The organism is Nocardia sp. NPDC004654 (assembly GCF_040609595.1).
Classification (GTDB): domain Bacteria; phylum Actinomycetota; class Actinomycetes; order Mycobacteriales; family Mycobacteriaceae; genus Nocardia.
Genome location: NZ_JBEXKI010000003.1, coordinates 15,105 through 40,583, shown reverse-complemented (window position 1 = coordinate 40,583; position 25,479 = coordinate 15,105). Strand labels below are relative to the sequence as shown.

Annotated in this window: 20 protein-coding genes and 2 tRNA genes; 10 read left to right on the top strand and 12 right to left on the bottom strand. The window is 68.3% G+C overall.

The window, feature by feature from the left end:
• Nucleotides 1-2 precede the first annotated feature (2 nt).
• The gene (locus tag ABZV58_RS10485; protein WP_354999905.1) at nt 3-830 is read left to right on the top strand and encodes an enoyl-CoA hydratase; all 828 of its coding nucleotides are present in this window, start codon (nt 3-5) and stop codon (nt 828-830) included.
• Between the two features lie 269 nt (nt 831-1,099).
• Here ABZV58_RS10485 and ABZV58_RS10480 read toward each other — a convergent pair whose 3' ends face one another.
• The 3 genes from ABZV58_RS10480 to ABZV58_RS10470 all read right to left on the bottom strand — a co-directional run bounded on the left by ABZV58_RS10480 (nt 1,100) and on the right by ABZV58_RS10470 (nt 3,734).
• Nucleotides 1,100-1,924 carry a DUF6159 family protein gene (locus tag ABZV58_RS10480; protein WP_354999904.1) on the bottom strand — a complete coding sequence of 275 codons (825 nt, stop codon included), beginning with the start codon at nt 1,922-1,924 and terminating at the stop codon, nt 1,100-1,102.
• 73 nt (nt 1,925-1,997) lie between these two features.
• Nucleotides 1,998-3,056 carry an Hsp70 family protein gene (locus ABZV58_RS10475; RefSeq protein ID WP_354999903.1) on the bottom strand — a complete coding sequence of 353 codons (1,059 nt, stop codon included), beginning with the start codon at nt 3,054-3,056 and terminating at the stop codon, nt 1,998-2,000.
• Between the two features lie 129 nt (nt 3,057-3,185).
• Nucleotides 3,186-3,734 carry a MarR family transcriptional regulator gene (locus ABZV58_RS10470; RefSeq protein WP_354999902.1) on the bottom strand — a complete coding sequence of 183 codons (549 nt, stop codon included), beginning with the start codon at nt 3,732-3,734 and terminating at the stop codon, nt 3,186-3,188.
• 153 nt (nt 3,735-3,887) lie between these two features.
• Here ABZV58_RS10470 and ABZV58_RS10465 point away from each other — a divergent pair.
• Nucleotides 3,888-3,962 (top strand) — tRNA-Cys (locus ABZV58_RS10465).
• A 156-nt stretch (nt 3,963-4,118) separates the two neighbouring features.
• On the opposite strand, the gene ABZV58_RS10460 is transcribed toward ABZV58_RS10465, so the two are convergent.
• From ABZV58_RS10460 to ABZV58_RS10440, 5 genes are all read right to left on the bottom strand, one after another.
• Nucleotides 4,119-5,510: a metallophosphoesterase gene (locus ABZV58_RS10460; RefSeq protein WP_354999901.1), complete on the bottom strand. Its 1,392-nt coding sequence runs from the start codon at nt 5,508-5,510 to the stop codon at nt 4,119-4,121.
• 38 nt (nt 5,511-5,548) lie between these two features.
• Entirely contained in the window at nt 5,549-6,682 is a 1,134-nt protein-coding gene (locus ABZV58_RS10455) for a hypothetical protein (RefSeq protein ID WP_354999900.1), read from the bottom strand.
• A 105-nt stretch (nt 6,683-6,787) separates the two neighbouring features.
• On the bottom strand, nt 6,788-10,918 hold the full coding sequence (locus tag ABZV58_RS10450) for a WGR domain-containing protein (protein WP_354999899.1): 4,131 nt from the start codon (nt 10,916-10,918) through the stop codon (nt 6,788-6,790).
• A gap of 534 nt (nt 10,919-11,452) precedes the next feature.
• Nucleotides 11,453-11,770, bottom strand: coding sequence for a DUF6221 family protein (locus ABZV58_RS10445; protein ID WP_354999898.1), 318 nt, complete (start codon nt 11,768-11,770; stop codon nt 11,453-11,455).
• A 167-nt stretch (nt 11,771-11,937) separates the two neighbouring features.
• On the bottom strand, nt 11,938-12,165 hold the full coding sequence (locus ABZV58_RS10440; RefSeq protein WP_354999897.1) for a hypothetical protein: 228 nt from the start codon (nt 12,163-12,165) through the stop codon (nt 11,938-11,940).
• 343 nt (nt 12,166-12,508) lie between these two features.
• Here ABZV58_RS10440 and ABZV58_RS10435 point away from each other — a divergent pair, with 343 nt between their 5' ends.
• Nucleotides 12,509-13,138, top strand: a complete 630-nt coding sequence (locus tag ABZV58_RS10435; protein WP_354999896.1) for a hypothetical protein — start codon at nt 12,509-12,511, stop codon at nt 13,136-13,138.
• 39 nt (nt 13,139-13,177) lie between these two features.
• Here ABZV58_RS10435 and ABZV58_RS10430 read toward each other — a convergent pair whose 3' ends face one another.
• The 4 genes from ABZV58_RS10430 to ABZV58_RS10415 form a co-directional block, all read right to left on the bottom strand.
• Entirely contained in the window at nt 13,178-13,366 is a 189-nt protein-coding gene (locus ABZV58_RS10430; RefSeq protein WP_354999895.1) for a hypothetical protein, read from the bottom strand.
• Between the two features lie 148 nt (nt 13,367-13,514).
• Nucleotides 13,515-13,587 (bottom strand) — tRNA-Arg (locus tag ABZV58_RS10425).
• 121 nt (nt 13,588-13,708) lie between these two features.
• Nucleotides 13,709-14,410, bottom strand: a complete 702-nt coding sequence (locus ABZV58_RS10420) for a DUF305 domain-containing protein (protein ID WP_354999894.1) — start codon at nt 14,408-14,410, stop codon at nt 13,709-13,711.
• A complete protein-coding gene (locus ABZV58_RS10415) occupies nt 14,411-15,352 on the bottom strand; it encodes a DUF3105 domain-containing protein (protein ID WP_354999893.1) in 942 nt (313 codons plus the stop codon).
• Nucleotides 15,353-15,462: 110 nt separating this feature from the next.
• Between ABZV58_RS10415 and argS the strand changes: the two genes are divergently transcribed.
• The 7 genes from argS (at nt 15,463) to rpmE (ending at nt 25,377) form a co-directional block, all read left to right on the top strand.
• The gene (gene argS, locus ABZV58_RS10410) at nt 15,463-17,121 is read left to right on the top strand and encodes an arginine--tRNA ligase (protein WP_354999892.1); all 1,659 of its coding nucleotides are present in this window, start codon (nt 15,463-15,465) and stop codon (nt 17,119-17,121) included.
• Between the two features lie 67 nt (nt 17,122-17,188).
• The gene (lysA, locus tag ABZV58_RS10405) at nt 17,189-18,643 is read left to right on the top strand and encodes a diaminopimelate decarboxylase (protein WP_354999891.1); all 1,455 of its coding nucleotides are present in this window, start codon (nt 17,189-17,191) and stop codon (nt 18,641-18,643) included.
• Nucleotides 18,640-19,995, top strand: coding sequence for a homoserine dehydrogenase (locus ABZV58_RS10400; RefSeq protein ID WP_354999890.1), 1,356 nt, complete (start codon nt 18,640-18,642; stop codon nt 19,993-19,995). Before lysA ends, ABZV58_RS10400 begins: the two co-directional genes overlap by 4 nt.
• A 94-nt stretch (nt 19,996-20,089) precedes the next feature.
• Complete coding sequence (gene thrC, locus ABZV58_RS10395) at nt 20,090-21,184, top strand: threonine synthase (RefSeq protein WP_354999889.1); 1,095 nt, start codon at nt 20,090-20,092, stop codon at nt 21,182-21,184.
• 25 nt (nt 21,185-21,209) lie between these two features.
• On the top strand, nt 21,210-22,166 hold the full coding sequence (gene thrB / locus ABZV58_RS10390; protein ID WP_355000520.1) for a homoserine kinase: 957 nt from the start codon (nt 21,210-21,212) through the stop codon (nt 22,164-22,166).
• Between the two features lie 443 nt (nt 22,167-22,609).
• Entirely contained in the window at nt 22,610-24,478 is a 1,869-nt protein-coding gene (gene rho / locus ABZV58_RS10385) for a transcription termination factor Rho (protein ID WP_355000519.1), read from the top strand.
• A 668-nt stretch (nt 24,479-25,146) separates the two neighbouring features.
• Nucleotides 25,147-25,377, top strand: coding sequence for a 50S ribosomal protein L31 (gene rpmE, locus ABZV58_RS10380; protein WP_039796334.1), 231 nt, complete (start codon nt 25,147-25,149; stop codon nt 25,375-25,377).
• Nucleotides 25,378-25,479: the final 102 nt, after the last annotated feature.

Here is a 25,479-nt window from a genome sequence, read left to right as displayed (position 1 = left end):
AGATGGATGCATCGCGAAGCGATTCCGTGAGGGGTGGCGGCCGGGCGACGGGTGGGCCAGACTTCGAGACGATTCTGCTGGAGCGCAAGGGCCGGGTCGGCTGGATCACGCTGAACCGTCCGAAGGCGCTCAACGCGCTGAACGCGCAGGTCCTCGACGACGTGATCGCCGCGCTGGACGAGCTCGAGCACGACGACGAGATCGGCGCCGTGGTCATCACCGGCTCGGAGCGGGCCTTCGCGGCGGGCGCCGACATCAAGGAGATGCAGCCCAAGTCGTACATGGACATGTTCATGGACGATTTCTTCGCCCGGTGGGACCGGCTGGCGAACTTCCGCAAGCCCACCATCGCGGCGGTCGCGGGTTACGCGCTCGGCGGCGGCTGTGAGCTGGCGATGATCTGCGACATCCTGATCGCCGCCGACACGGCCAAGTTCGGGCAGCCGGAGATCAAGCTGGGCGTCATCCCCGGCATCGGCGGCTCGCAGCGCCTGACCAGGGCGATCGGCAAGGCCAAGGCCATGGATCTGGTGCTGACCGGCCGCAATATGGATGTCGAGGAGGCCGAGCGCGCCGGACTCGTCTCGCGCATCGTGCCCGCCGCCGAGCTGCTCGACACCGCGCTCGAGGTGGCCGAGACCATTGCGGGGATGTCGCTGCCGGTCGCCATGATCGCGAAGGAGTCGGTCAACCGCTCCTTCGAGACCACCCTCGCCGAGGGCCTGCGCTTCGAACGCCGCGTGTTCCACTCGCTGTTCGCGATCGAGGACCAGAAGGAAGGCATGACCGCCTTCGTCGAGAAGCGTCCGGCGAAGTTCAACAACCGCTGAGTCGGTGCACGGCTCGCGCGCCCGCCCCCGAGGCGTTCGCGCGAGCCGTTGCTGTTTCCAGAAGGCGAACGGCTCGGTTCGATCCCGCGCGGGAGTGACTTCGCGCTCGGACGCCTCCGCTCAGGGTTGGAGCGAGCGCTCGAGATTCGCGGTGAACGCAGGCATCGTGCGTCGCCTTCCGAGGCGTTCACGCGCGCCGTCGCTCTTTTCGGGGCGGACGGCTCGGTTCGAACCTGAGCGGGAATGGCTTCGCGCGCAGACGATTCTGCTCAGGGTTGGAACGCACGCGTGAGATCCGCGGCGAACGCGGGCGGCGTGCGTCCGTCGACCGTGTAGCGGTAGAGCGCGACCTGATACACCGCGGTCGCGGCCGAGACGAAGATCAGCGCGGTGGTGAAGACGGACAGGCCGAACCAGCCGCCGACCGCCGCGCCGTAGGGGAGGCCGATCCCGGCCTGTGCCTGCGCGCCCAACGCCGCACCGACCGACACACTCACCAGGAGCCCGACGAGCACGAGCACGTAGCCGACGACGCCGAGGCGCGCGCTGCTCGCCACGCCGGGGCCCCACCCGCGCTCCAGCGTCGCCCGCGAATCACGCAGTGCGTCGATCGGATTCCGATGCTCCAGGACGATCTTCGGCAGCGTCAGGTTGGCCACGTCCGCCCACGCCGTGCGGGTACGGCCGCGCGTCGCGCGCATGTCGCGGAAGTCGTGCTCGACCAGGCGCAGCACCGGCAGCACGGTCGCCGCCGCGAGCGCCCACAGCAGGACCGCGGCCCACCGTGCCCGCGCCGCCCGCCTGCCCTCGGCCGCAGTGGGGTACCCGCCGCGAAGCACGATGTCGGTCTGCGCGATGAGCGCGGCATTGCCGAACGTGGTGACGATCATCGTCAGCAGGTAGGCGGCGCCCGCCAGCAGTAACGGCGTCGCCGAGGCGGTGCCGACGATGTCCGTGCCGACCAACAGCATCGGCGCGCCCATTACGACCGCGCCGGTGACGGCCGACCGCCTCGGAAACGCGCGAAGAGCGCGATGCGAGGTCAGCACGCCGAATCCGGTCGTGAGCATGGTTCTTGTGGCGGCGAATGCCATGTGTACACCCCCGTTGTCGTGCGCGTGTGGTTCTCGCGCCATGCTAGTCAACGGGACGCGGCGGGCTCCGGTCTCAGTTGCCCGAGGGCTCCGGGGTGCTGCGCAGTTCGATCTGCGTCGGCGCGGTTCCGCCGTGCGGCGGCCGCGCCGAATTCCGTTCCACCGCGAGCAGACCGGCGATCGTCGCGCCGAGCGCCGCGGTGACCGCCACTGCCGCGATGACTTTCCGGCGGTCGACGCCCGCGGTGGCCGGCCGGTACAGTGTCGCGCCCGCCCGCAGGCGCGCCATCCGCACGTCGCCGGACGGGCGTTCGGCGGCGAGCAGCACCGCGCCGCGGGCCGAGACGTATTCCGGCTCCGGGTCGTAGACCACCGGCAGATCGACGAGTTCGGCCAGCTCGGCGCGCACGCTGGGGCTGCGGGTGCAGCCGCCGAGCAGCACGAGCGCGTCGGGGCGCACCCCGCTTTCCTCGATGAGCTGGCGGACGAACGACGCGGAGTGGTGGATGCTGGCCGCGCACAGTTCGGCCAGGTCGCTGCGGGTCACCACGGCGCGCCCGCCGGAGCCGGCGTCGGTCGCGGTGACCACCCGCGCGGTGCTGAGCGCCTCGCGATGCCGTCGGCTGGTCAGCCGATCGGTGAGCACGCCGCCGCGGGCGAGTTGCCAGCGCAGCAGCGCGTCGTAGCCGTCGCCGCCGAGCACCGTGCTGCGTTTGCTGGAGAGGATGGTGTCGGTGCGGCAGTCGGCGTGCGTGACCGTCAGCCCGGAGCTGCCGAGGTCGTAGAGCATCACCGTGCCCGACTCCGGCAGGCTTCCGGTGAAGCGCAGGTATCGCAACTGGGCGAGCGGCTCGTCGACGATGGTCAGTCGGCTGCGGCCCGCCGCGGCGCGAATGGCGTCGGCGTGCAGCGGGCAGCGGCAGGTGACCGCGGTTCCGGTGATCAGCTCGTCTCGTAGCTGCGCTGAACGGCTCATTCGGCTGATCGCCTCGAACACTGCTTCCTCGACGCCGCCGCCCATACGACGCGGTACGTGGCAGCGGTCGATCGGAGGCAAGTGCGGCTGGTCGGAATGTGTCAACATCGCGCGCGCGCCACCAGCGCCCGCCGATACCCCCAAGACCAGCACCATGGATTACATGGTGGACCTTTTCCCGTCCGCTGCCAAGGCAACACCGCCGCTAATTCGCTAGTTGGATGCCGGAACGTTACGCGGCGGTCGTTTCCGTGGTGTACGAGACCGGTAGGTACGGACCGAAGTTCAGCGATCGCGGGTGTTCCAGCGGGCGGGCGCGTCCCCGGTGTCGAAGTCGCCCGCGGCATGCCGGAATTCCGCGAGCAACTGCAACAACGTGTGCAGTCGCTGCGGGGGCAGACCTGGCTGGGCGAACACCTTCGTGTTCAGTTCCTTGGTCGCCTCGGCGACCAATTCCCTTCCGGCGTCGGTGATCTCGATCAGGGTGGCGCGGCGGTCGCTGGGGTGCGGAACTCGTTCCACGAGTCGTGCCGCCTCCAGGCGATCGACGGTGTTGGTGACGCTGGTCGGGTGCACTTGCAGTCGGGCGCTGGCCTTCGCCATCGGCAGCGCGCCGGTCTTGCTGAAGCTGAGCAACATCAGCAGCTCGTACCGGGAGAAGGTCAGACCGGTCGGTTTGAGTGCCTCGTCCACCCGGGCCATCACGATTTGCTGGGCGCGCACCAGCGACGTCACCGCCGCCATGCCGTCGGCGACATCGCCCCAGCCGTGGCCGACCCACTGGCGGTGGGCCTCCTCGATCGGGTCGACTGGAAGCGGGCGTGGCCGAGACATGTCCCCGATCATTCCATGCCGAGTGGCCGTTTCCGTGTCGTGCGCCGACGTTCCGGCGTCGTTATCACCCGCGCGGGGTTCAGGCCCGCTTTCGAATCAGCTCGAGCCCAAGCCTGGTCGCTCGACGCCCGGCCCGGCATTCTCGAAGACGAGGCGGGCGTGGCTGAGTGGTTCAGGCAACGGTCTGCAAAGCCGTTTACGCGGGTTCGATTCCCGCCGCTCGCTCCAGGCAAAGGGGTGCGCCGGTCGTCGACGCCCCGGTTCGATGTCGGATCGGGGCGTCGCCGACGGTTGCCGCACGCGGTGAGTGGCCGCATGGGTGTTCACCCACCGTGGGCCGTTCGCGACGACGCGGGCGATCCAGGGTCGCGTGCGTGCCATCGTTCATGCGAGGCCGGAAAAGTCTCGCGCGACAACGTGATTGCGATCGGCGAAAGTGCCGAAGGTGTAGTCGGGCAACAGACCGAAGTATTCGCCGCGGGTGGTGCTGCTCCACCGCCGGGCGCTCTCGGCGCGCGTCTTGTAGAAGTTCACCATGTACCCGCCCTCGTACACGCGCAGCAGGCTGTAGCCACCCGGATACTCCTTCACCGCGGCCACCTCGAGGAATTCCACCGCGATGTTCGCGTCCGGGCGGGTGCGCCGGTTGCGGTGGGTGTGGCCGCTGTGGTGCAGGAAGACGCCGGGCGCGCGCTCGTAGTGGCGCTGTAGCTCCGCGCTGTCCGGACCGTTGAGAACGAAGCCGGGGCCCGCGGTGTTGGTCAGCCCGGACTCGCGGGTCACCGGGTGGTGGCCGAAGACCAGGGTCGGGCGGTCCGGGTCGGCGCGCAGCACCTCGGCGAGGTGATCGAACTGCGGCCGTTCGATGCGGCCGCCCGAGCCGTCGAGTTCACTGGTGTCCACGCCGAGCAGGCGCAGGCCGCCGACCTCGTGTTCGACCAGTTGCTGCCTGGGCAGGAAGTTGTCGCCCCAGCAGTCGCGGTGTTCGCCCAGATGCGTGCAGCCCCGGTAACCGACGTGCGGGCGATCGTGATTGCCTCTCGTCACCAGGTAGTCGCTGCCGAGCGCGCCCCAGGTGTCCAGCCGGGCGCGGACACCGCGCGCTTCCTCCGGCGTCGCCTCGCTGGTCAGGTCACCCGCGACGACCAGTTGGTCCACGTCCCTGGCCCGCAGGTCGTCGAGCAGCGCGTCCAGCATGACTTCCGGGTAGGGCGGCAGACCGGCGAGCTGGCGGAACCCGGGCGGGAACCCGCCGACCACAAGGCCGCTCACCGTCTCGCCGTAGTGCACGTCGTTGGCCAGCGCGATGGTGCGCAACAGGTGGCCTGGCGGCGGCACCAGGGTGGTGAATTCGCCGGTGGTTTCCGGTGTTCCGGGAGTCAGCGTCGTCAGCGAGAGAGCGGGCGTCGCCCGCACGCCCTGCGACCGAGCTTCGAAACGGTAGCGTCGGCCCGGCTCCAAACCGCCGATCTCCGCGTAGTGAAAAGGGGTTCGCTCGGGATCGGCGAAGACGGGGACCGGCGTACTAGCGGAATCCGCCGGACCCAAACGAACTTCGGCATCGGAGGGGACCGGCGTCAGGCGTCCCGAGTCGTCCGGAGCCACCGTCGTCCAGGTCAGCGCGACCGAGCGGTCGGTGACGGTGACCACTTCCAGATCCGTCGCCAGCGGCGAAACGCGGTGCGCCCGCGCTCGACCCGCGGGCAACGCGGAAAGCAGGGCTGCGGAGGCGAAGGCGCCGAGCAGGGTCCGGCGCGACGGCCCGCAGCAGCTCATGAACGCGAGGGTACGGCAAAACGCCCGTCCGATCCGATCTACTTCGCGGCCAGCAGCACTCGGTGCTGCTCTTCGAGCAGCCGGTGGGCGTCGTCCTGGGTCTTCGCCCAGATCTCGCCGACGTACCGCCCCGCGGTCACGACGCAGAACCAGGAATTGGCACCGCCTTGCGGGTCCGACCGACACGACGAAGACGCGACGCCGGGAGCGGTCGGCGCGGGCTGCAGCTCGCGCTGCATCTCCGCCAGGGCCGCACCCAGGCGCTGCGCTCCGGAGGAGTCGTCGGTGCGATAGACCGTCGTGTCCTTGTTCGCCATGGCGTTCAATCCGACTTCGCCGAACAAAGTCGCCGCCCGGGGCTGGTCCTGCGCGAAGAGCACCGCGCCGCGGCGGCGATACGCGCCACGCTGCGCGTCACCGTCGCCGATGGCGAGGGCGTAAACGCCGTCCGGGTCGTAGGGCAGATCGGGATAGTCGGCGGGTGGTGTCGCGCGGAAGTCATCGAGGAGGGGACGCTGTAACTCGATGGCGCGCAGCGCGATTCGCTCCAGGTCGGCGCGGGTCGTGGCCCCCACCGAGGTGTAGATCACGTACTCGCGCACGGCGGTGAAGGCCATTCCCTGGAACCGTCCCCGATCTTCCAGGTAGCTGAAGCGCGTTTCCGGGGCATCGGGCAGCGGTGCGGGCGTTTGCGCTTCGTTCTGCAACAGGCCGGGAGAGCTCGCCGCGGTATCCCCGAATTCCTCGGCCGCCTTCGTCGCCGTATCGGCATCGGGGAACCGCATCACGCCGTGTGTCAGGTCTTTCCGTCGCTCCCGATCACCGTTCGTGCGATGCGAGATGAATCCGCTGAGCAGCCCGTTGCGCTCGGCCACCGCCTTCATCTCCTGACTGTGCCCAGCCATCACCACCAGCATCGCCGAGGTCAACACCCCCGCCCGCCCATACAGCGTGACCTCCGGATCGATATCTGTCGGCAGCGCGAGCACATCCGCCATCCGCGTACCCTCCGCCAACATGCCCTGAAGCCGCCGCTGCTCCGGCGTCGGCACACTCGTGGGCGCCGCCGCCGACGTCGTGGTGGACGCCGATGTCGGAACATCCTCCGGATAACAAGAACTCAGGGCGATCATCGCGGCCACAACGGCCCCCACCCGCAATACAGAACGCACGGTGTCATCCTGCCAAAGGTCGGCTGCGGTGCGTGCGGGGGACCGCTGCGCCGAGCTGCTCGGCCGCTGTCGGTGACGGACTGAGCTGCTCGGCTGGCCCGTGCGTCAGTCGACGGTCTCCTCGTATCCGCTCTTCTCTTTCGCGGCAATCGTTTTCGCGGCCTTGGCGGCGGCCTTGGCCGGGTCGCCGTAGCGCTTCGTGTTGACGGTGCCGACGCTGCCTTCTTTACCGTGCCGGGTGGCGACGGTATCGAGGCCGGGGTCGGTGACGATCTCCCAGAACTTCGTGCCGTTCGGCCCGACGGCCTCGAAGTACCGGCGGGTGAGCCCGGGGCCGCGCCGCTGGCCGCCGAAGAGCATGGTGGTTTCGGGCGCGGCCTGCTCGAGGTGGTCGGCGAACAGGCTCAGGAACGAGGTCGCGAGGATCCACGACAGCGACTTCTCCCACCACGAGTAGGCCGGATGCGCATCCGAATTCGTGAAGACCCGGCCGTCGGAACTCGGTGACACGTCGGAGAATACGGTGTCGATCGTGCCGTCGAGGCCGACCACGAGCGCACTCAGGGTCGACAGCACGGGGTCCCAATGAAGTTGCTCGTCAGGGCGCAGCGCGACCGTGTACTTCGCCCCGAGTTTGCGCATGGGCCCCCGCTCCCGCCGTACCTCGGCGGGACTCAGCAGTCGCAGACCGGCCCTTCCGATCCGCCACTCGGCGTAGCCGATGCGCTCCCAGAGCGTACGCAGGCTCGCGGGCAGCGGTGCCGTGAGCGCCTCCTCGAGCGCGTCGATCTCCTCGGCCGGGGCGGGCGGGCCGACTTCCACTTTCAACTCGTCCAGACCGGGTGAGTGTGTGGTGAATCCCTGTGCCACAAGGTATTCAGCTATCTCGCCGAGGGCGGTGACATGCCAGGCCGGATCCTGATCGTCGTCGCGGATGCGAGCGCGGACCCATTCGGCGACGGTCAGTTCCTCGCGTACCCGGTAGCCGTTCCAGGTTACCCATTCCAGGGTGGACAGCGCCGCACCGTCGCGGTACAGCTCCAGCTCCCGGCGTTCGTGCGCCGCCGCGAGTTCCGGGTCCACCGCGAACCGTGGCCGGTCGAAGGCCACCAGGCGTTCGCTGTCGGCGTCGGGCCGGTAGAAGGTGCGCATGATGGCCGCACGACCGGGCAGATACCAGGGATCGGATTCGGTGTATTTCGCCGCCGCGCAGGTGGCCTTCATTCCGGTGAAGGCGTTTCCGGCGGCGGCCGGGTCGGGGAAGATGAGGCCGACCGTGTCGAAGCGGCCGTTGTTGACGCCCCACCGATAGACGACTCGGTCGAGATAGCGCACCAGTTCGACGAATTCGTTGCCTGAAGTCGTCCACAGCAACGCGCGCTCGGATTGTTCGCGCGCCTCGCCCAGGAACTCCCGCATCCCGTGATAGCCGATCGGGCTCGTCTGGAAGGGGTTGTCGCCCAGGATGCCGAAGCCGTCGAAGGCGTAGATTTCGCCGTCCGAGTCGAGGAACCACACCTCGCCCGTGCTTCGGTCGGTGAGCAGGCGGCGCCGCACGGTGGTGCCCGCCAAGGTGCCGAGGTCGTCGTCACCGATCCGAACGAGCGGCCGCCCTGCCGCGCGGGCTCGCTCGCCCTTGTCGAGCAGCGCGCTCCGTGCCGAATCCGCCTCTCCTGACAGCACTTCGGCGAGCTGCGCGCGCATGTCGTCCGAGGTGAGCGGATCGAACCAGTCCCGGCCGCGAGAGAGATCGTCGGGCTCGACGGCGTCGACCGCGATGGACGTCCAACTGACGTAGGCGGTTCGGACGAGGTCGTACTCGTCGGCTTCCCACGCGGCCATGATGCCGACGGCCAGCGCGTACTTGAACACCCGCTGTTCGGTCTCGTCCGCCGGTGTGGCCCAGCCGCTGATCTCACGCAGCAGTTCGACGAGAGGCCATCGCTGCTTCACGTGATCGGTGACGGCATTGGCGTAGTGCGCGGCGGCACGATGGTCGCGCCGATCGCGCAACCGCCGCAGGACATCCCGGTGCACCTCCGCTGAGAAGATCTCACCGAGTGCGTTTCCCATGCGCCAGATGCTGCGCCGTTCGGTGAACAGCCGCTCGATCAATGCCGTGCGCGCGGTGTCGGTCTTCAGGTTCCGTACCGCCGAATACAGGTTGGCGACCACTGTTTCGAGCTGGTCGTCCACTGTCTGCCCGTGGCTGAGCAGCACGCTGTGCGCCGGGTCGGAGTCGGCGTAGCGACGACCGTAGTCGTCGAGCGCCGCGATGAGAAAGTCCTGCGCACCGGCGTGCTGGAAGCGATACAGCTGGTGGCCAGCGGTATTGCGAGCGCCTATCCCCGGATGGGACAAGATGGTGTCGATCATGGCGGCGGCGGCCCGCACGGCCTGCTCGGGCGAGAGCCGTGGCAGCACATACTGCTCCCCGCTCGGCCGGAACAGCTGCTCCCACAGCGCTTCGACCGTGCTCGCCGGTGCGGGCAGGGCCGCCAGCCGGAGCAGTTCGTCGAACACCTGCGGATGATGCGCGACCGGAGCCAGGGCGAGGCAGACGGCCTTCTTCAGTTCGTCGTTGTTCATCTCGGCGACGATGTCGGAGGCATCCGGCTCCGGTGTGTGCTCGAGTAGCCGGAGAAGCACCGGAACCAAGGCGCTGTCCGGGGCGTCCACCCGCATGCCCTTGACCACGCGGGTGCGCACCTGGGCGGGCAGGTGCTCGATACCGCTGGCCGCCAGCGCGGCCCGATCCGGGTGCGCACTGCCGAGCATGGCGTCGAGCGCCCATTCGATCACTTCGGCGGGCGACTCATCGATGTCCGCGCGCAGCAGAACGCGTTGTGCGACAACATCGCTCAGTTCGGAATTATCGATCTCGGCCAGGGCGGCGGCGTGGTCGCCTGCGCTCAGCCGCTGCAGGTAGGGGGACGACACCTCGGCGTCGGCCCAGCGGAGGTCGAGCTCCGCGCGGGTCAGCACCGGTTCGGTCTCGCACAGCTCGTGGGCCCGCCGCAGGGCGATCAGGCAGGCCCTGCTGTACGGATCTTTGCCGAGCAGCTCTCCGGCCGCCGCGGCGAGCGCCGCGCCGTCGCGCACCAGCGGCGTCGCCACCGAAAGCGCCCACACGCGAAGCGACCAGGCGCAGGTGGATGCGGGCAGCAAACGCACGAGAGTGTCCGCGGCCGGGCTGTGATCGCGTCCAGCTCGCCGATCCGCTTCGGCTCGCAGCAGTGCCGTACCGGTCGTGACAGGCATCCGATCCAGGGCGGCGCCCACCTGTTCGGCGGTGAGCGTTCTGTCGTCCAGGCCGTGATTGATCCAGGTCGCCCGGGCCAGCGGCAGGCGCTCCGGTGCCATCTCCATGGCGGTGAGCGCGGCCCGCGTTCGCGCCTCGTCATCGGGAGCGACGAACTGCTGGAGCAGCGAACGGCGGACACGGAACTCCGGCACGGACGCCACGTCGCCGTCGATCGTCATCGTGCCGAAGACCTCGGCGAAGGCGTCCAGCAGGTCTGGGCGATCCTCGGTACGGCCGATCTCGGCGAGTACGCGGGCGCGGTCGTCGTCCTGTGCGAGCAGGCCCGTGTGCAACAGCCAGTAGATGGCCAGATGTGGATCGCGGTGCAGCAGAGGCAATTCCACCTCGAGCACCTGCTGGGCCTCGGTCGCGCTCCACAGGTGCGTGAAGTGCCCGGCGGCGCTGGAGGTCAGGTCCGCCGCGGACCGGGTGGGCTTTCCGTCGCGCAGCAACGGCCGCGCCAACAGCCACACCAGCCACTGGTAGCGGTTCGCCAATTCGGCGCTGGTCGGGCCGGGCCCGGAGGTCGCGGCGAATGACGGCGGACGGAAGGAGTCGCGAATATCGAATCTCGACCGCTCGTCCTCGTCGTTCTCTTCGGCCCGCTCGAGTTCGTCCCGGTAGGCCAGCCAGTCATCGAAAGACTCGAACCACAGGTCCAGTTCTCGGGTTTCGTGATCCTGCCACCACACCCGGCCATCGCCGCGCAGATCCAGCAGCGTGTAGTCGTCCCCTTCGTCATCGATGACGAGGAATCCGCTCAGCGATTTGTCGATCGCTCCGAAGTACGGGTAGTTGATCGCCAAGTGGGCGTCCACGAGCGGGCCACGATCGCCCGTCCAATACTCGAGCAGCCGATCGTCGACGGCCTCGGCCACACGAGCGGGAACGGGGACGCCGAAGTAGCGGCTGGCGGACTGATGCAGGTCCATGAGTTCTCTCTGATATCGAAATGCGCTGTGCCGGTGCAAAAGACGCTCGCGGCCGAGGCAGCTCGCCGCCTGTCACCAGATGGCGCGACACCCACCGTGCCGTCCAAGATCGTCTGATTCGGGACCGTACTGCACGGCTCGGACAAGAACGCCACACACCGATTCCGCTCCCCGCCCGAGGCGAGGACAGCCGATGGCGCGACTATGTCCACCTCGACGAGGTGCCGGGCGCGTTCGTGGTTGCCTTATCAGGTGTCGGGCGTGTCCGACTGACGCTGCGCGCATTTCGCAGCGGGCAGGCGCACGATGCCCTTCGCAAGGTCAACGCCCAGCGGATCACCGGCGCTGTCGAGCTGTTCACCGCGCAGCTGGCGCGGTACCCCCTCGTGTGCCTCGACCGGCTTCGCTCACTCCGGCGGCGCTCCCAGAACGAATTCGATCTGCGAACCTCGATGAGGCCGATGCGCCCCCTTCTCCAGGTGCTCGATGAGGTACGGCCGCAGATGCGGTGTGTTGCGCCGCCCTTCCTCCGCTTCAGGCCTGCGCGGGGAAGTCGGGATGGTTGGTGTAGGGCGAAGCAAGGTCACGCAAGTCGTGGCACGGCCAGGGATCGCGGGCGTGACGGGCCAGGATGCGTCGCTTGGCCTCGATCTCGCGCAGGACGCGGGCCGGGTCGTGCAGAGCCACATGCAGAGCAATCGTGGGGTGGAAACCCGAGAGGTCGACCTGACAGAAGTCGACCGTGTGCCCGTGGGCGGACCACTCCCCGCATCCGTCACCGTCGCAGCGCCGGGCCAAGTCGGCCTCCTCATCCAGCCGCGCCTCGAGGAACCTCACCAGTTCTTCGGTCATAGGAGCATTCTCGCTGTTGCGCCGGGCGTCAGCCGCGGCGATACCCTTCGGTGAGTATGTCGCGAGCGTGCACACTCAGCAGTGACCAGCGGTATCGATATGTGCGACATCAGTTCTCGACCACGATCGACTTCGGCAACGGTGCGGCGCTGCTGCGTGCGGCAAGCTTACTCAGCTCGGCGGCAATCTCCTTGTCGCGGCCGTCGACAGCGTGGAGATATCTCGACGTTGCTGCGTCGGAGGGCGTGGCCTAGCCGCTTTTTGAGGTCCGCCAGGCTGGCGCCTGTCGAGGCGGCGAGAGTCTGCCCAGTGTGCCGAAGGTAGTGGAAGGTGACTTTCACGCCGACCCTGCTTCTTGCGCGGGCGAACGCCTTGCGTATGGCATCTCCGCGCATCCGCCCGCCGTCTCGACCCACGAAGAGCACTCGAAGTGGTCGAGTCGATCTGGCCCGCCGAGCGCACAGTGATCATGAACGAGTACCCGATCACAACCGAGGGTTGATGCCTAGCCATCAACCCAACTGCCTTGATTCTTAGAGACCGAGGCGCGTGCGAGTTTCGTGACGGCGCCGTTCGAATGTCACGAAACCCCAGTCGAATTGAGTCCTAGGTATGCCGTCTCATGAGGTTAGTGTCTTCGGGTTCAGGAGGGTTGCGCTGTGCTAGGGCAATCGGGGCGCCCGCTGTAGTGGTCGATATCGGCTCCGATCTTGTTGCGTCCCAGCCAAAATTCACTCTATGAGCCCGGTGGTACAACAACTTCTCACGCTCGCCGCGGTTGTGCTCGGCGCAGGTTCGACCTTCTCGGCAACAGTGCTGATCGAACGCACGAAGTGGAGGCGAAATCTCGACACCCGATGGGATGACAAGCGTCTGGCCGCGTACATCGATCACGCGAGCGGGATGAAGAAGGCCCTGATCGTGTGCATGCGTTTGGCGGAGAGGCACGGCTACTCGGCAGAGTGGCCACCGATCAATCGTGACGCTGCCATCGCGGAGTTGGCCGCCACTGACGCGGAGAGGATCACGAATTGGGAGGCGCTGTTCTTGCTTGGCTCTCCGAAAGCCGTTGTCGCCGCGCAACGATGGAACGAAGCGATCTGGGGCTTCCGACACCTCGCCTTGAGTGAGCACCCCGACCATGGGGAGTACGTGCAGCTCTTTGAGACGATGGGTCGACTGCGGAACGAGTTCTACGATTGCGCGCGAGCCGATCTCGGCGTCATCAGCGGTGCTCTCACTCCCGAGATCGGGGCTTGGCTTCGGGAACCTCCTGGGCGCGATTCTTCAGCCGTCCGAGGTAGTCAGGGCAGCGGTGCTGCCGTTCCTGATGAGCTTGGCAGGGCGGCGGGCGGGAACGACAGTTAGGTGTGGTGTCTCATGACGCGATCGGCGGGTACCACCTGATCAAGCCCAGCTCGGGTCTATTAGGTCTATTAGGGAGAGTTCGAAACCGAAGTTCAGGTCAAGCCGGTCGGCGAGGTTGAGCAGCTGTCCGACACTGAAGCGTTCCGCTGACTTGTTCTTGATGTTCGTTCGCCAGGTGCCGTTGGCGGTGATCGCCGCGTGGTTGGGGCACGCCGATGCCGGTGTCACCACGAGGATCTACACCCACTCGCAAGACGATGCGCTTCGGGAAGCGGCGAAGACTTTGGGGTCATCGCGTGTCATCGACGCGAGTTGAGATCGTGAACGAGAAAGGCCCCCGACAGCCGATGCGCTGCTCAGGGGCCTTTGTCATGCGTGCCCTCGGCAGGATTCGAACCTGCGGCCTTCTGCTCCGGAGGCAGACGCTCTATCCCCTGAGCTACGAGGGCGGGATAGGTCTCGGTCGGGCCGGGTGGTCCGATCGGGCGGGGCAAGCGTATCGCATCGCGCGCTGGACGCCAAAAAGGGCGTCGGGCCGGGCGCTTTCGAACGGTCCGGCCCGACGCCGGGTCAGTTGAGGGGGAGGGGGGTGCCGCCGCGGGCGGTCAGCATGGTGGTCAGCAGGCGGGATTCGGCCTGTTGGGTTTCGACCATGCTGGCGGCGAGGGTGCGCACGGCGGTGGTCGCGGCGTGCTTGGTCGCGTACTCCATCATCGGGATGCCGCCCTGGTGGTGGCGCAGCATGAGCCGCAGGAACATGGCGTCGGCCTCGGGCATTGGCGCTTGGCGCAGCGCGGCGAGTTCCTCCTGGGTCGCCATGCCGGGCATGCTCGCCATCGACCCGGACATCTGATGCCCGCCGCCGTGCCCGTGCCCGGAGTCGGGTTCGCTCATCCAGCCCATGAAACCCTCGGCGCCCTGCGCGGGCTTGTTCCACAGCTGCAACCAACCCTGCATCCGCCCGACCTGATTCTGCTGGGTCGTCATGATGTCGTAGGCCAGCCTGCGCACGTCGTTGTCCGTCGAGCGCAGCAGGGCGATGCCCGCCATCTCCACGGCCTGGGCGTGGTGCGCGGACATGTCCTGGGCGAAGCCGATGTCGACCGCGTTGGGGTCGGGTTCACCGGAGCCGCCGTCCAGCGGCAGACGCACGAGCGTCCCGATGGCGAATCCGAGCAGGATGGCGCCGATGGCGCCGAGGATCAGCAGCGCCACTCCCTGCCTGCGAACCTGCGCCTTGAACCCGGTCTCCGACTCGGCTTCGGCCTGCATCTAGGGACCCGCCGTCGGCGCGGCCGGTGCACCGGGCAGACCCGGCGTGCCGGGCAGGCCGGGCACGCCAGGCGTACCGGGCAGGCCGGGAACGCCGGGGATGCCCGGCACACCCGGAATACCGGGCGGCAGCCCACCTCCGAGCTCGGACGGATCGGTCGGGATCCCCGCACCATCCATCGGCACCGCGTCCGGCCCCGCCGGCGCGGGATCGAACGGTTCCGGGTTCTCCCGGTCGAAGTACGGGTTGGAGCAGGCCGCGCCGACCTCGGGATAGGTGTACTGGTTCTGCCGCAGCGCGGTGATGAACTGGTTGATCCGCTTGTCCTGCGGGTCGTCCAGTTTCAGCTGGTGGCCCCACGACTGCAGCGAGATCGCGCTGTCCAGCCCCGGGTACGGCGACATCAGCGTGTACTGCTTGCCTTCGACCTTCTTCTTCAGCGTGTCGATGCCCGCAGCGTCCACCTTGTCAGGGTTGTAGGCGATCCAGACCGCGCCGTGCTCGAGCGAGTGCACCGCGTTCTCGGTGCGGATCGGCTTCGCGTAGACGACACCGGTGCAGTCGGCCCACGCCTGGTCGTGCGGACCACCGAACGGCGGCGTCTGGTCGTAGGCCACCCGCTGCGTCGGGTCGACGTGCTTGCCCGCGCCCTGCGCGTAGTCCTTCTTCACCACGCCCGCGATCTGATCCGACGGGTCCTTCTTCTGCGCACTGGGCGTGTACTTGTCCAGTTCGGCCTGTTCGCGGTATTTGGGGACCAGGTTGTAGGCGAGGGCACCGATCAATGCGATGATTACTGCGGCCGCGCCGATGGCCAACCACGGGACCTGGCGTTTCTTCGGAAGTTGGCCCTTGCCGCCGCCCCCCTTGCGGGAAGGCGACGCCTTCCCCGCGGCTCGTACGGCCTTGGCCGACTTCGAGGCGCTGTTGCTACTCGGCATTGCTCGTTGCTCTCTCGATGTGATGAACCGCTGTGCTGTTCATTGCGGACGGATCCGGGGCAGTGCCCGCCCGACGGCGTACACCTGCCCAGACCATAGGATAGAGACTCGTGACTCCAGCTGACCTTGCAGATCTCCTTCGCTCCACCGCGGCGAAGGTGCTTGTCGAACGTGGACTGGACCCCGCGGTCCTGCCCGACGAGGTCAACGTGGAGCGCCCCCGCAATCCGGAACACGGTGACTATGCCACGAATGTGGCCATGCAGGTGGCCAAGAAGGCCGGAACGAATCCCCGCGAGTTGGCCACCTGGCTGGCCGACGCGCTGAGCGCCACCGAGAGCGTTTCCTCGGCGGAGGTCGCGGGCCCCGGCTTCCTGAACATCCGCCTCGCCGCCGCCGCGCAGGGCGCGATCGTGCGGAAGGTGCTGACGGCGGGCGCGTCCTACGGCACCGCCGACGCGCTCGCGGGCACCCGGATCAACCTGGAGTTCGTCTCGGCGAACCCGACCGGCCCGATCCACCTCGGCGGCACCCGCTGGGCATCGGTCGGCGACGCGCTGGGGCGCATCCTGGCCGCGCAGGGCGCCGACGTCACCCGCGAGTACTACTTCAACGACCACGGCGCGCAGATCGACCGGTTCGCCAACTCCCTGGTCGCCGCCGCCACCGGCGCGCCGACCCCCGAGGACGGGTACGCGGGCGCCTACATCGGTGAGATCGCCGACCGGGTGGTCGCCGAGAACCCGGGCGTCGTCGACCTGCCCGAGGACGAGCGGCACGAGGTGTTCCGCCGTGAGGGCGTCGAGCTGATGTTCGCCCACATCAAGCAGACCCTGCACGAGTTCGGCACCGACTTCGACGTCTACTTCAACGAGAGCTCGCTGTTCGCCTCCGGCGCGGTGGACAAGGCCGTCGAGGAGCTCAAGTCCTCCGGCAAGCTGTACGAGAAGGACGGCGCCTGGTGGATCGCCAGCTCCGAGTACGGCGACGACAAGGACCGCGTGGTCATCAAGAGCGACGGCAAGTCGGCCTACATCGCCGGTGACATCGCCTACTTCCACGACAAGCGCGCCCGCGGCTTCGACCTGTGCATCTACATGCTCGGCGCCGACCACCACGGTTACATCGGCCGCCTCAAGGCCGCCGCGGCGGCGTTCGGCGACGACCCGGACACCGTCGAGGTGCTGATCGGCCAGATGGTGAATCTGCTGAAAGACGGTGCGGCCGTTCGCATGAGCAAGCGCGCGGGCACCGTGGTCACGCTCGACGACCTGGTCGAGGCGATCGGCGTCGACGCCGCGCGCTACTCGCTGGTGCGGTCCTCGGTGAACTCCAGCATCGATATCGACCTGGACCTGTGGACCAAGCAGGACAGCGTCAACCCCATCTACTACGTGCAGTACGCGCACGCCCGCTCCTGCCGCATCATCGACAACTCGGCCGCGTTCGATTTCGCTTCGGTCGCACCGGATTTCGCCCTGATGACCTCGGATCGCGAGGGCGAGCTGATCCGCACACTCGGCGAGTACCCCCGGGTGGTCGCGACGGCGGCGGAGAACCGGGAGCCGCACCGGGTCGTGCGCTACCTGGAGGAACTCGCCGGCGCCTACCACCCGTTCCAGTCCGACGACGACATGCGGGTGCTGCCCAAGGGCGACGAGCCGGTCACTCCGCTCAAGTCCGCCCGCCTGGAGCTGGTGAAGGCCACCCGCCAGGTGCTCGCCAACGGCCTCGGCCTGCTGGGTGTCAGCGCACCGGAGCGTATGTAGTGCGCGGGCGACTCGTGAATTCGTATCTGTCCACGTGCTCGGCGCGTGCGGTAAGGAAGGAACAACTATGAGCGCGCACCCCGCCGGGCCACGCCACGCGGAGCTGAGTTCTTCGGGCGCTTCGCAGGCTACGCGCCTGCCCCACGCTCCCAACCTGCCGGAGCGGCCGACCGATCCGCAGCAGATGATCGACCTGCCCGCGAATGTCTGGCCGCGCAACGCCTCTCGCGACGCCGACGGCGTGGTGCGGCTGGCCGGTGTGCCGGTGCACGACCTCGCCGCGCAGTTCGGCACCCCGCTGTTCGTGGTCGACGAGGACGACTTCCGTTCCCGCTGCCGGGACATGGTGCAGGCCTTCGGCCCCAACGCCCGGGTGCACTACGCGTCCAAGGCGTTCCTGTGCGGCGAGATCGCCCGCTGGATCCGCGACGAGGGCCTCTCGCTGGACGTCTGCTCCGGCGGCGAACTCGCCATCGCGCTGCACGCCGGCTTCCCCGCCGAGCGAATCGCGTTGCACGGCAACAACAAATCCGTCACCGAGCTGGAGGCCGCGGTGCAGGCCGGTGTCGGCCACGTGGTGGTCGACTCGCTGATCGAGATCGACCGGCTCGAGGCGGTCGCCGGGCGCGCCGGTGTTGTGCAGGACGTGCTGGTCCGCGTCACCGTCGGCGTGGAAGCCCATACCCACGAATACATTTCGACCGCGCACGAGGACCAGAAGTTCGGCTTCTCGATCGCGGGCGGCGACGCCATGGAAGCGCTCGCCCGCGTCTTCGAGGCCAGCAACCTGCGGCTGGTCGGACTGCACTCGCACATCGGTTCGCAGATCTTCGAGATCGACGGTTTCGAGATCGCCGCGCGTCGCATGCTCGGCCTGCTGCGCGAGGCCATCGACAAGTTCGGCGTGGAGCGCACCGCGCAGATCTCGACGCTGGATCTCGGTGGCGGACTGGGTATTTCGTACTTGCCGAACGACGACCCGCCGCCGCTCGGCGGGTTCGCGGCGAACCTGCGCCGCCTGGTCGCCGAGGAGGCGGCCCGCGCGGGTCTGCCCGAGCCGACCATCGCGGTCGAGCCGGGCCGCGCCATCGCCGGACCCGGCACCGTCACCCTCTACGAGGTCGGCACCACCAAGGACGTCTCGCTGGACGCGGGCCTGCGCCGCCGCTACGTGAGCGTCGACGGCGGTATGAGCGACAACATCCGCCCCGCGCTCTACCAGGCCGATTACGACTGCCGCCTGGTCTCGCGCTCCTCGGACGCACAGCCCGTCGTGGCGCGCGTCGTCGGAAAGCATTGCGAGAGTGGCGACATCGTCATCCGCGACACCTGGATGCCCGCCGACGTCGGCCCCGGCGATCTGGTGGCGGTGGCCGCGACCGGAGCGTATTGCTATTCGATGTCCAGTCGATACAACCAGTTGACCCGTCCGGCGGTCGTCGCCGTTCGCGACGGTCAGCCGCGACTGGTGCTGCGCCGGGAAACGGTGGCGGATCTGCTGAGTCTGGAGGTTGAGGCATGACCGAAGTGGCCAAGAACGGTACCTGGGGGACCGATCGCCCGATCGGCGTCGCGGTCCTCGGCATGGGCAATGTCGGCACCGAGGTCGTGCGGATTCTGCGCGAGCACGCCGACGACCTGCGCTCGCGCGTCGGCGCGCCCGTCGTGCTGCGCGGCGTCGCGGTGCGCAGCCTGGACAAGGATCGCGGTCTGCCCGCCGAACTGCTGACCACCGACGCGGACGTGCTGGTCGACCGCCCGGACGTCGACCTGGTCGTCGAGGTCATCGGCGGCATCGATCCCGCGCGCCGTCTGATCCTGGCCGCGCTGAACGCGGGCAAATCCGTGGTCACCGCGAACAAGGCCCTGCTGGCCGATTACACCGGCGAACTCGCCGCGGCCGCCGAGCGCAACCGCGCCGACCTGTACTTCGAGGCCGCGGTCGCGGGCGCCATCCCGGTCGTGCGTCCGCTGATCCAGTCGCTGTCCGGCGACCGGGTGAACCGTGTGGTCGGCATCGTCAACGGCACCACGAACTTCATCCTCTCGGCCATGGACGAGACCGGCGCGGACTACTCCGCGACCCTCGCCGAGGCCACCCGCCTCGGCTACGCGGAGGCCGACCCGACCGCCGATGTCGAGGGCTACGACGCGGCGGCCAAGGCCGCGATCCTGGCGTCGCTGGCCTTCCACACCCGGGTGACCGCGGCCGATGTGTACCGCGAGGGCATTTCCAAGATCACCGCGGAGGACCTGGAGACCGCATCGGCGGTGAACTGCACGGTCAAGCTGCTGGCGATCTGCGAGCGCGTGGACGCGGGGCCCGGCGAGCCGAGCCTGGCCGAGGGCGGCAAGGAGCGCGTCTCGGTGCGGGTCTACCCGGCGCTGATCCCGCGCAAGCACCCGCTGGCGGCGGTCAGTGGCGCGTTCAACGCCGTGGTCGTCGAGGCGGACAACGCGGGCAGGCTGATGTTCTACGGGCAGGGCGCGGGCGGCGCTCCGACCGCCTCCGCGGTGCTCGGTGACCTGGTGATGGCCGCACGCAACAAGTTCTTCGGTGGCCGCGCGCCGGGCGAATCGGTTTATGCTGAGCTACCGATCGCGCCGATCGGCGATACGCCCACCCGCTACCACGTGAACCTGCAGGTCGAAGACGTCCCCGGCGTCCTGGCCAAGGTTGCGGGCGAATTCGCCAAGCACGGGGTGAGCATTTCGACCGTCCGTCAGGAAGGGCACGGCGAGGGTGCGCGCCTGGTCGTGGTGACCCACCACGCGGTGGAGTCGGCGCTCGCGGACACCGTGTCGGCTTTGGCGGAGATGGCGTCCGTCACATCAGTGACAAGCGTTTTGAGATTGGAAGGCACCGAAGAATGAGTACGAATGTGCGGATCGTCGCCGACATTCGAAGCGATAGGTTTACAGGCTTCCGGTGCACCATTGCTCCCGGTTCGAGGCAGGGAGGGCTGGCATGAGCGCGACAGGCGTCGCCCCGCAGGCAGGAGTGCACTCCCGCTGGCCGGGTCTGATCGCGGCCTACCGTGATCGGCTCGCGGGTGCGGCCGACTGGGAGCCGGTCACGCTGTTCGAGGGCGGCACCCCGCTGGTGCCCGCGCCGTACTTGTCCGAGCTGACCGGCTGCGAGGTGTACCTCAAGGTCGAGGGCGCCAACCCGACCGGCTCGTTCAAGGACCGTGGCATGACCATGGCCATGACCGACGCCAAGTACCGCGGTCAGAAGGCGGTGCTCTGCGCGTCCACCGGCAACACCTCGGCGTCGGCCGCGGCGTACGCCACCAGGGCGGGCATGAGCTGCGCGGTGCTGATCCCGCAGGGCAAGATCGCGATGGGCAAGCTGGCCCAGGCCGTCATGCTCGGCGCGCAGATCATCCAGGTCGAGGGCAACTTCGACGACTGCCTCGAGCTGGCCCGCAAGGTCACCGCCGACTTCCCGGCCGTCGGCCTGGTGAACTCGGTGAACCCGGCGCGCATCGAGGGCCAGAAGACCGCCTCGTTCGAGATCTGCGACGTGCTCGGCAAGGCGCCGGACGTGCACGCGCTCCCGGTGGGCAACGCGGGCAACATCACCGCGTACTGGCGCGGTTACCGCGAGTACTACGCCGACGGCATCACCAACGGCCTGCCCCGCATGCTCGGCGTGCAGGCCGCCGGTGCGGCCCCGCTGGTCAACGGCGCTCCGGTGAAGGACCCGGAGACCATCGCCACCGCCATCCGGATCGGCGCGCCCGCGTCCTGGAACGGCGCGGTGGAGGCCAAGGAGCAGTCCGGCGGCGTGTTCCGCGCGGCCACCGACGAGGAGATCCTCGCGGCGTACCGCCTGGTCGCGGCGAAGGAAGGCGTCTTCGTCGAGCCCGCCTCGGCGGCGAGCGTGGCAGGCGTGCTCGCGGCCCGCAAGGAAGGCTGGCTGGACGCGGGCCTGACGGTGGTGTGCACCGTCACCGGCAACGGTCTCAAGGATCCCGACACCGCGCTGCTCGGTATGCCGCAGGTGCAGCCGATCGCGGTCGACCCGGTGGCGGTCGCCGCCCGACTCGAGCTGGCCTGAGTTGAGTTCACGCGAAAGCCAGTTGATGTCGCGGACCCTGCCCGCCGGACTCTCCGTGACGGCGCGGGTGCCCGCGTCGAGCGCCAACCTCGGTCCCGGATTCGACTCGCTCGGTATGGCTTTGGGCATCTACGACGAGATCGAGGTGCGCACCACCGATTCCGGCTTGACGATCCGGGTCGAGGGTGAGGGTGCCGACGATGTCCCTTGGGGCCCTTCGCATCTCGTCGTGCGCGCCATCGAACGCGGCCTGGAGTCCGCCGGTGTGTGGGCCGACGGCCTCGATGTGGTGTGCCGCAACGTGATTCCGCATTCGCGCGGGCTCGGCTCGTCGGCCTCCGCGGTGGTCGGCGGCCTGGCCGCGGGCTGCGCGCTCGCCGCGAAGCTGGATCCCGAGCTCGCCGTCGACGCCGCACGATTGGTGCAGCTGGCCTCGGAATTCGAAGGCCACCCGGACAACGCGGCGGCCAGCGTGCTCGGCGGGATCGTGGTGTCCTGGACCGAGACCGCCGCCGACGCGACCGAGGCGAGCGCGGACATCCCCGAGCACGGCCGGGTGTACCGCGCCGTCCGGCTCGACCCGCACCCGTCCCTGCGCCCGGTGGTGCTGATTCCCGAGGTCCGCTCGTCCACCGCGCACACCAGGGGTCTGCTTCCCGAGACGGTGCCGCACGGCGACGCCGCCTTCAACGTCAGCAGGGCCGCGCTGGCCGTCGTCGCGCTGACCCAGCGTCCCGACCTGCTCATGCCCGCTACGGCCGACCGGCTGCATCAGGGCCAGCGTGCCCCCGCGCTACCGCTCACCACGGCGTGGATCGAGCGGTTGCGCGCGGCAGGCATTCCGGCGACCGTCTCGGGTGCGGGTCCGACCGTGTTGGCCCTCGGTACCAGCGAATTCCCAGCGGAACTCCGAGAACTCGCGGCGGCCGACGGACTCCGGGTGGTCGAGCCAGGACTCGCCGAAGGCGTCCAGGTCGACTGACGGCGCGTCTGCCTTGCCGAGGTTCACAGTTGCCAGCTATTCTGAGCAAGTCCGTACATCGTGCGCATCAGACGCCGGTGCTTCATCAGGGCAATCGCTCCAGCAGGCTCCAGGCTCGAGCCTCCAGGCCATGGGGGTACTGCGTAGCTGCGCAACTGGAATGATCTCTCCCACCTTTCACAACCGGTGGCGAAGCCTCCGGTCCGGCGGGGCAGGCGATACGGCAATACCGAGTCCGGCAGAGTGCCCGGACTGCGGGACGAACCCTCGAAACAGCACACGGCGGTCGAGGGAAGGAAAGGATTTCCGTGACAGATACGGACCTGCTCGCGACACCCGGGGTGGAATCCAACCCAAGTTCCTCGGGCGGCCGCGAAAGTGAATCCGGACAGATTTCGAAGATGAGCGAACAAACCGACGTCGCACGATCGGGGCTGACTGGAATGTTGTTGCCGCAGTTGCGCGCGCTGGCGGGGGAGCTCGGTATCCGAGGCACCTCCGGTATGCGCAAGGGTGATCTGATCGCCGCCATCAAGGAGAACCAGGCCGGTAAGTCCGCCAAGTCGGACAAGCCCGCGCGCGGCGAGAAGGCCGAGCAGGCGGCCCTCGACGTGACGCCCGCGCCGGCGAAGGAGAAGGCTCCGGCCAAGGAGGCCAAGGCGAAGGAAGCCGCGCCCGCCGAGAAGGCCGCCGCGCCCGCGCCCGAGGCTCCCGCCGATCCCGCTCCTTCGAAGTCCGCGCAGGCCGAGTCGCCGCAGAACGATTCCGCCCCCGCCGCCGAGACCAGCGAAGAGTCCGGCCGCGAAGGTGGTCAGCGCGGCCGTGGTCGGCAGCGTCGCGGCCGTGACCAGGCGCGTTCGGGCGGCGAGACCGCCGAGGCGCGTGGTGACGAGCAGAAGCCGGAAGCCGAGCAGGGCGAACGGCGCCGCGAGCGTGGCCAGGGTGAGCGTGGTCAAGGTGAGCGCGGTCAGGGTGAGCGCGGTCAGAACGGCGAGCAGCGCGCTCAGGGCGGTCGCGGCGACGGTGGTCGCGGCGAGGGCGGTCGCGGTGGCGACGACGAGGAAGGCGGCCGCGGTCGTCGTGGTCGCCGGTTCCGTGAGCGTCGTCGTGGGCGCGACCGCGAGACCGGCGGCGGTGAGAGCCGCGAGCTCGAGATCCGCGAGGACGACGTCCTACAGCCGGTCGCGGGCATCCTCGACGTGCTGGACAACTACGCGTTCGTCCGCACCTCGGGCTACCTGGCCGGACCGAACGACGTCTACGTCTCGATGAACCTGGTCCGCAAGAACGGCCTGCGTCGCGGCGACGCGATCACCGGCGCCGTGCGGGCTCCGCGCGACGGCGAACAGGCCAACCAGCGGCAGAAGTTCGATCCGCTGGTGCGGCTGGACACGGTCAACGGCGGCGACGTCGAGGCGGCCAAGCGGCGCCCCGAATTCAGCAAGCTGACCCCGCTGTACCCGAACCAGCGACTTCGGCTGGAGACTCAGCCCAACAAGCTGACGACCCGCGTGATCGACCTGATCATGCCGATCGGCAAGGGCCAGCGCGCGCTGATCGTGTCCCCGCCGAAGGCCGGTAAGACCACGATCATGCAGGACATCGCGAACGCGATCGCGACCAACAACCCCGAGTGCTACCTGATGGTGGTGCTGGTCGACGAGCGTCCCGAAGAGGTCACCGACATGCAGCGTTCGGTGAAGGGCGAGGTCATCGCCTCGACCTTCGACCGTCCGCCGAGCGATCACACCTCGGTCGCCGAGCTGGCCATCGAGCGCGCCAAGCGACTCGTCGAAATGGGCAAAGACGTTGTGGTGCTGCTGGACTCGATCACCCGATTGGGCCGCGCGTACAACAACTCCTCGCCCGCCTCGGGCCGGATCCTCTCCGGTGGTGTCGACTCGACCGCGCTGTACCCGCCCAAGCGGTTCCTCGGCGCGGCGCGCAACATCGAGAACGGCGGCTCGCTGACGATCATGGCCACCGCCATGGTGGAGACCGGCTCGACCGGTGACACGGTGATCTTCGAGGAGTTCAAGGGCACCGGTAACGCCGAGCTCAAGCTGGACCGCAAGATCGCGGAACGGCGCGTGTTCCCGGCGGTGGACGTCAACCCGTCCGGTACCCGCAAGGACGAGCTACTGCTGAGCCCAGACGAGGCGGCGGTGCTGCACAAGCTGCGCCGCGTGCTTTCCGGCCTGGACTCGCACCAGGCGATCGACCTGCTGATCGACCGCCTGAAGAAGTCCAAGAACAACCTCGAGTTCCTGATGCAGGTCAGCAAGACCGCGCCGGGCGCGCTGGACGAGTAACGGTACGAGTTTCCGTGCCACCGAAGGGGCTTCGCTGTCGCGGAGCCCCTTCGGCGTGTACGGGCGGAAGAAGATCAGGCCGATGGCGGCCGCGCCGGTGATCATGCAGGCGAGCAACATCGTCGTCGCCGACACCGAGACGTCGTCGTCCGAATCGGCGGACCGCTCGTAGTACGCGACCGTATCGGCGGTCGTGTAGGCCGCGTACGGCGTGGTCTCGGGGATCGCGAACCAGCCCACCGCGACAGTGAGAATCAACAGGACGAACACCGCGAGGGCGATTCGGCTGTTCATAGCGTTCTCCTTTCTGTCTCGGCACGCCGATGTGCAGGGGGAACTCGACACCTACGAACTCTATGAACAGTGCTGTTCGCCTTCCCGAGTAGCGGACTACTCGACTTAAGGGTTCCGTAGGGGCGAAGAAACCGCGTGCCCTCACTTTCTGGGGTGCTGCGTATGCGGGGTTGCCTTAGATACACGAAGCAGGGAACAAAATGGTTGCCCGGTGTGTTTTGGGTGCGTAGTAGCGGTTCTGGCATACTGGACCGCTGTGCGTCTGCGTCCCGCAGACAATCCCGCCGACCTCTGCGAAGCAGAGTTTGGAACCAGCGGTTCCGGTTCACGCCCAGCGTGGCGACCCGGCGACCACTATCGAGAGGACACCATCCATGAAGGCAGGAATCCACCCGACGTACGTCGACACCACGGTGGTCTGTGGTTGCGGCAACACCTTCCAGACTCGCAGCACCAAGGAGTCGGGACACATCACCGTCGAGGTCTGCTCGCAGTGCCACCCGTTCTACACCGGCAAGCAGAAGATCCTGGACACCGGTGGCCGCGTGGCCCGCTTCGAGGCTCGCTACGGCAAGCGCGCGGGCAAGAAGGCCGACGCCAAGTAGCTTCCTCGCCGACGCCCGGTTCTGCACTGCAGGCCGGGCGTCGGCGCATTTGTTGGCCCGGTGCGGTACGCGCCGGATGACGAGAAATGCCGACCCGGCGCA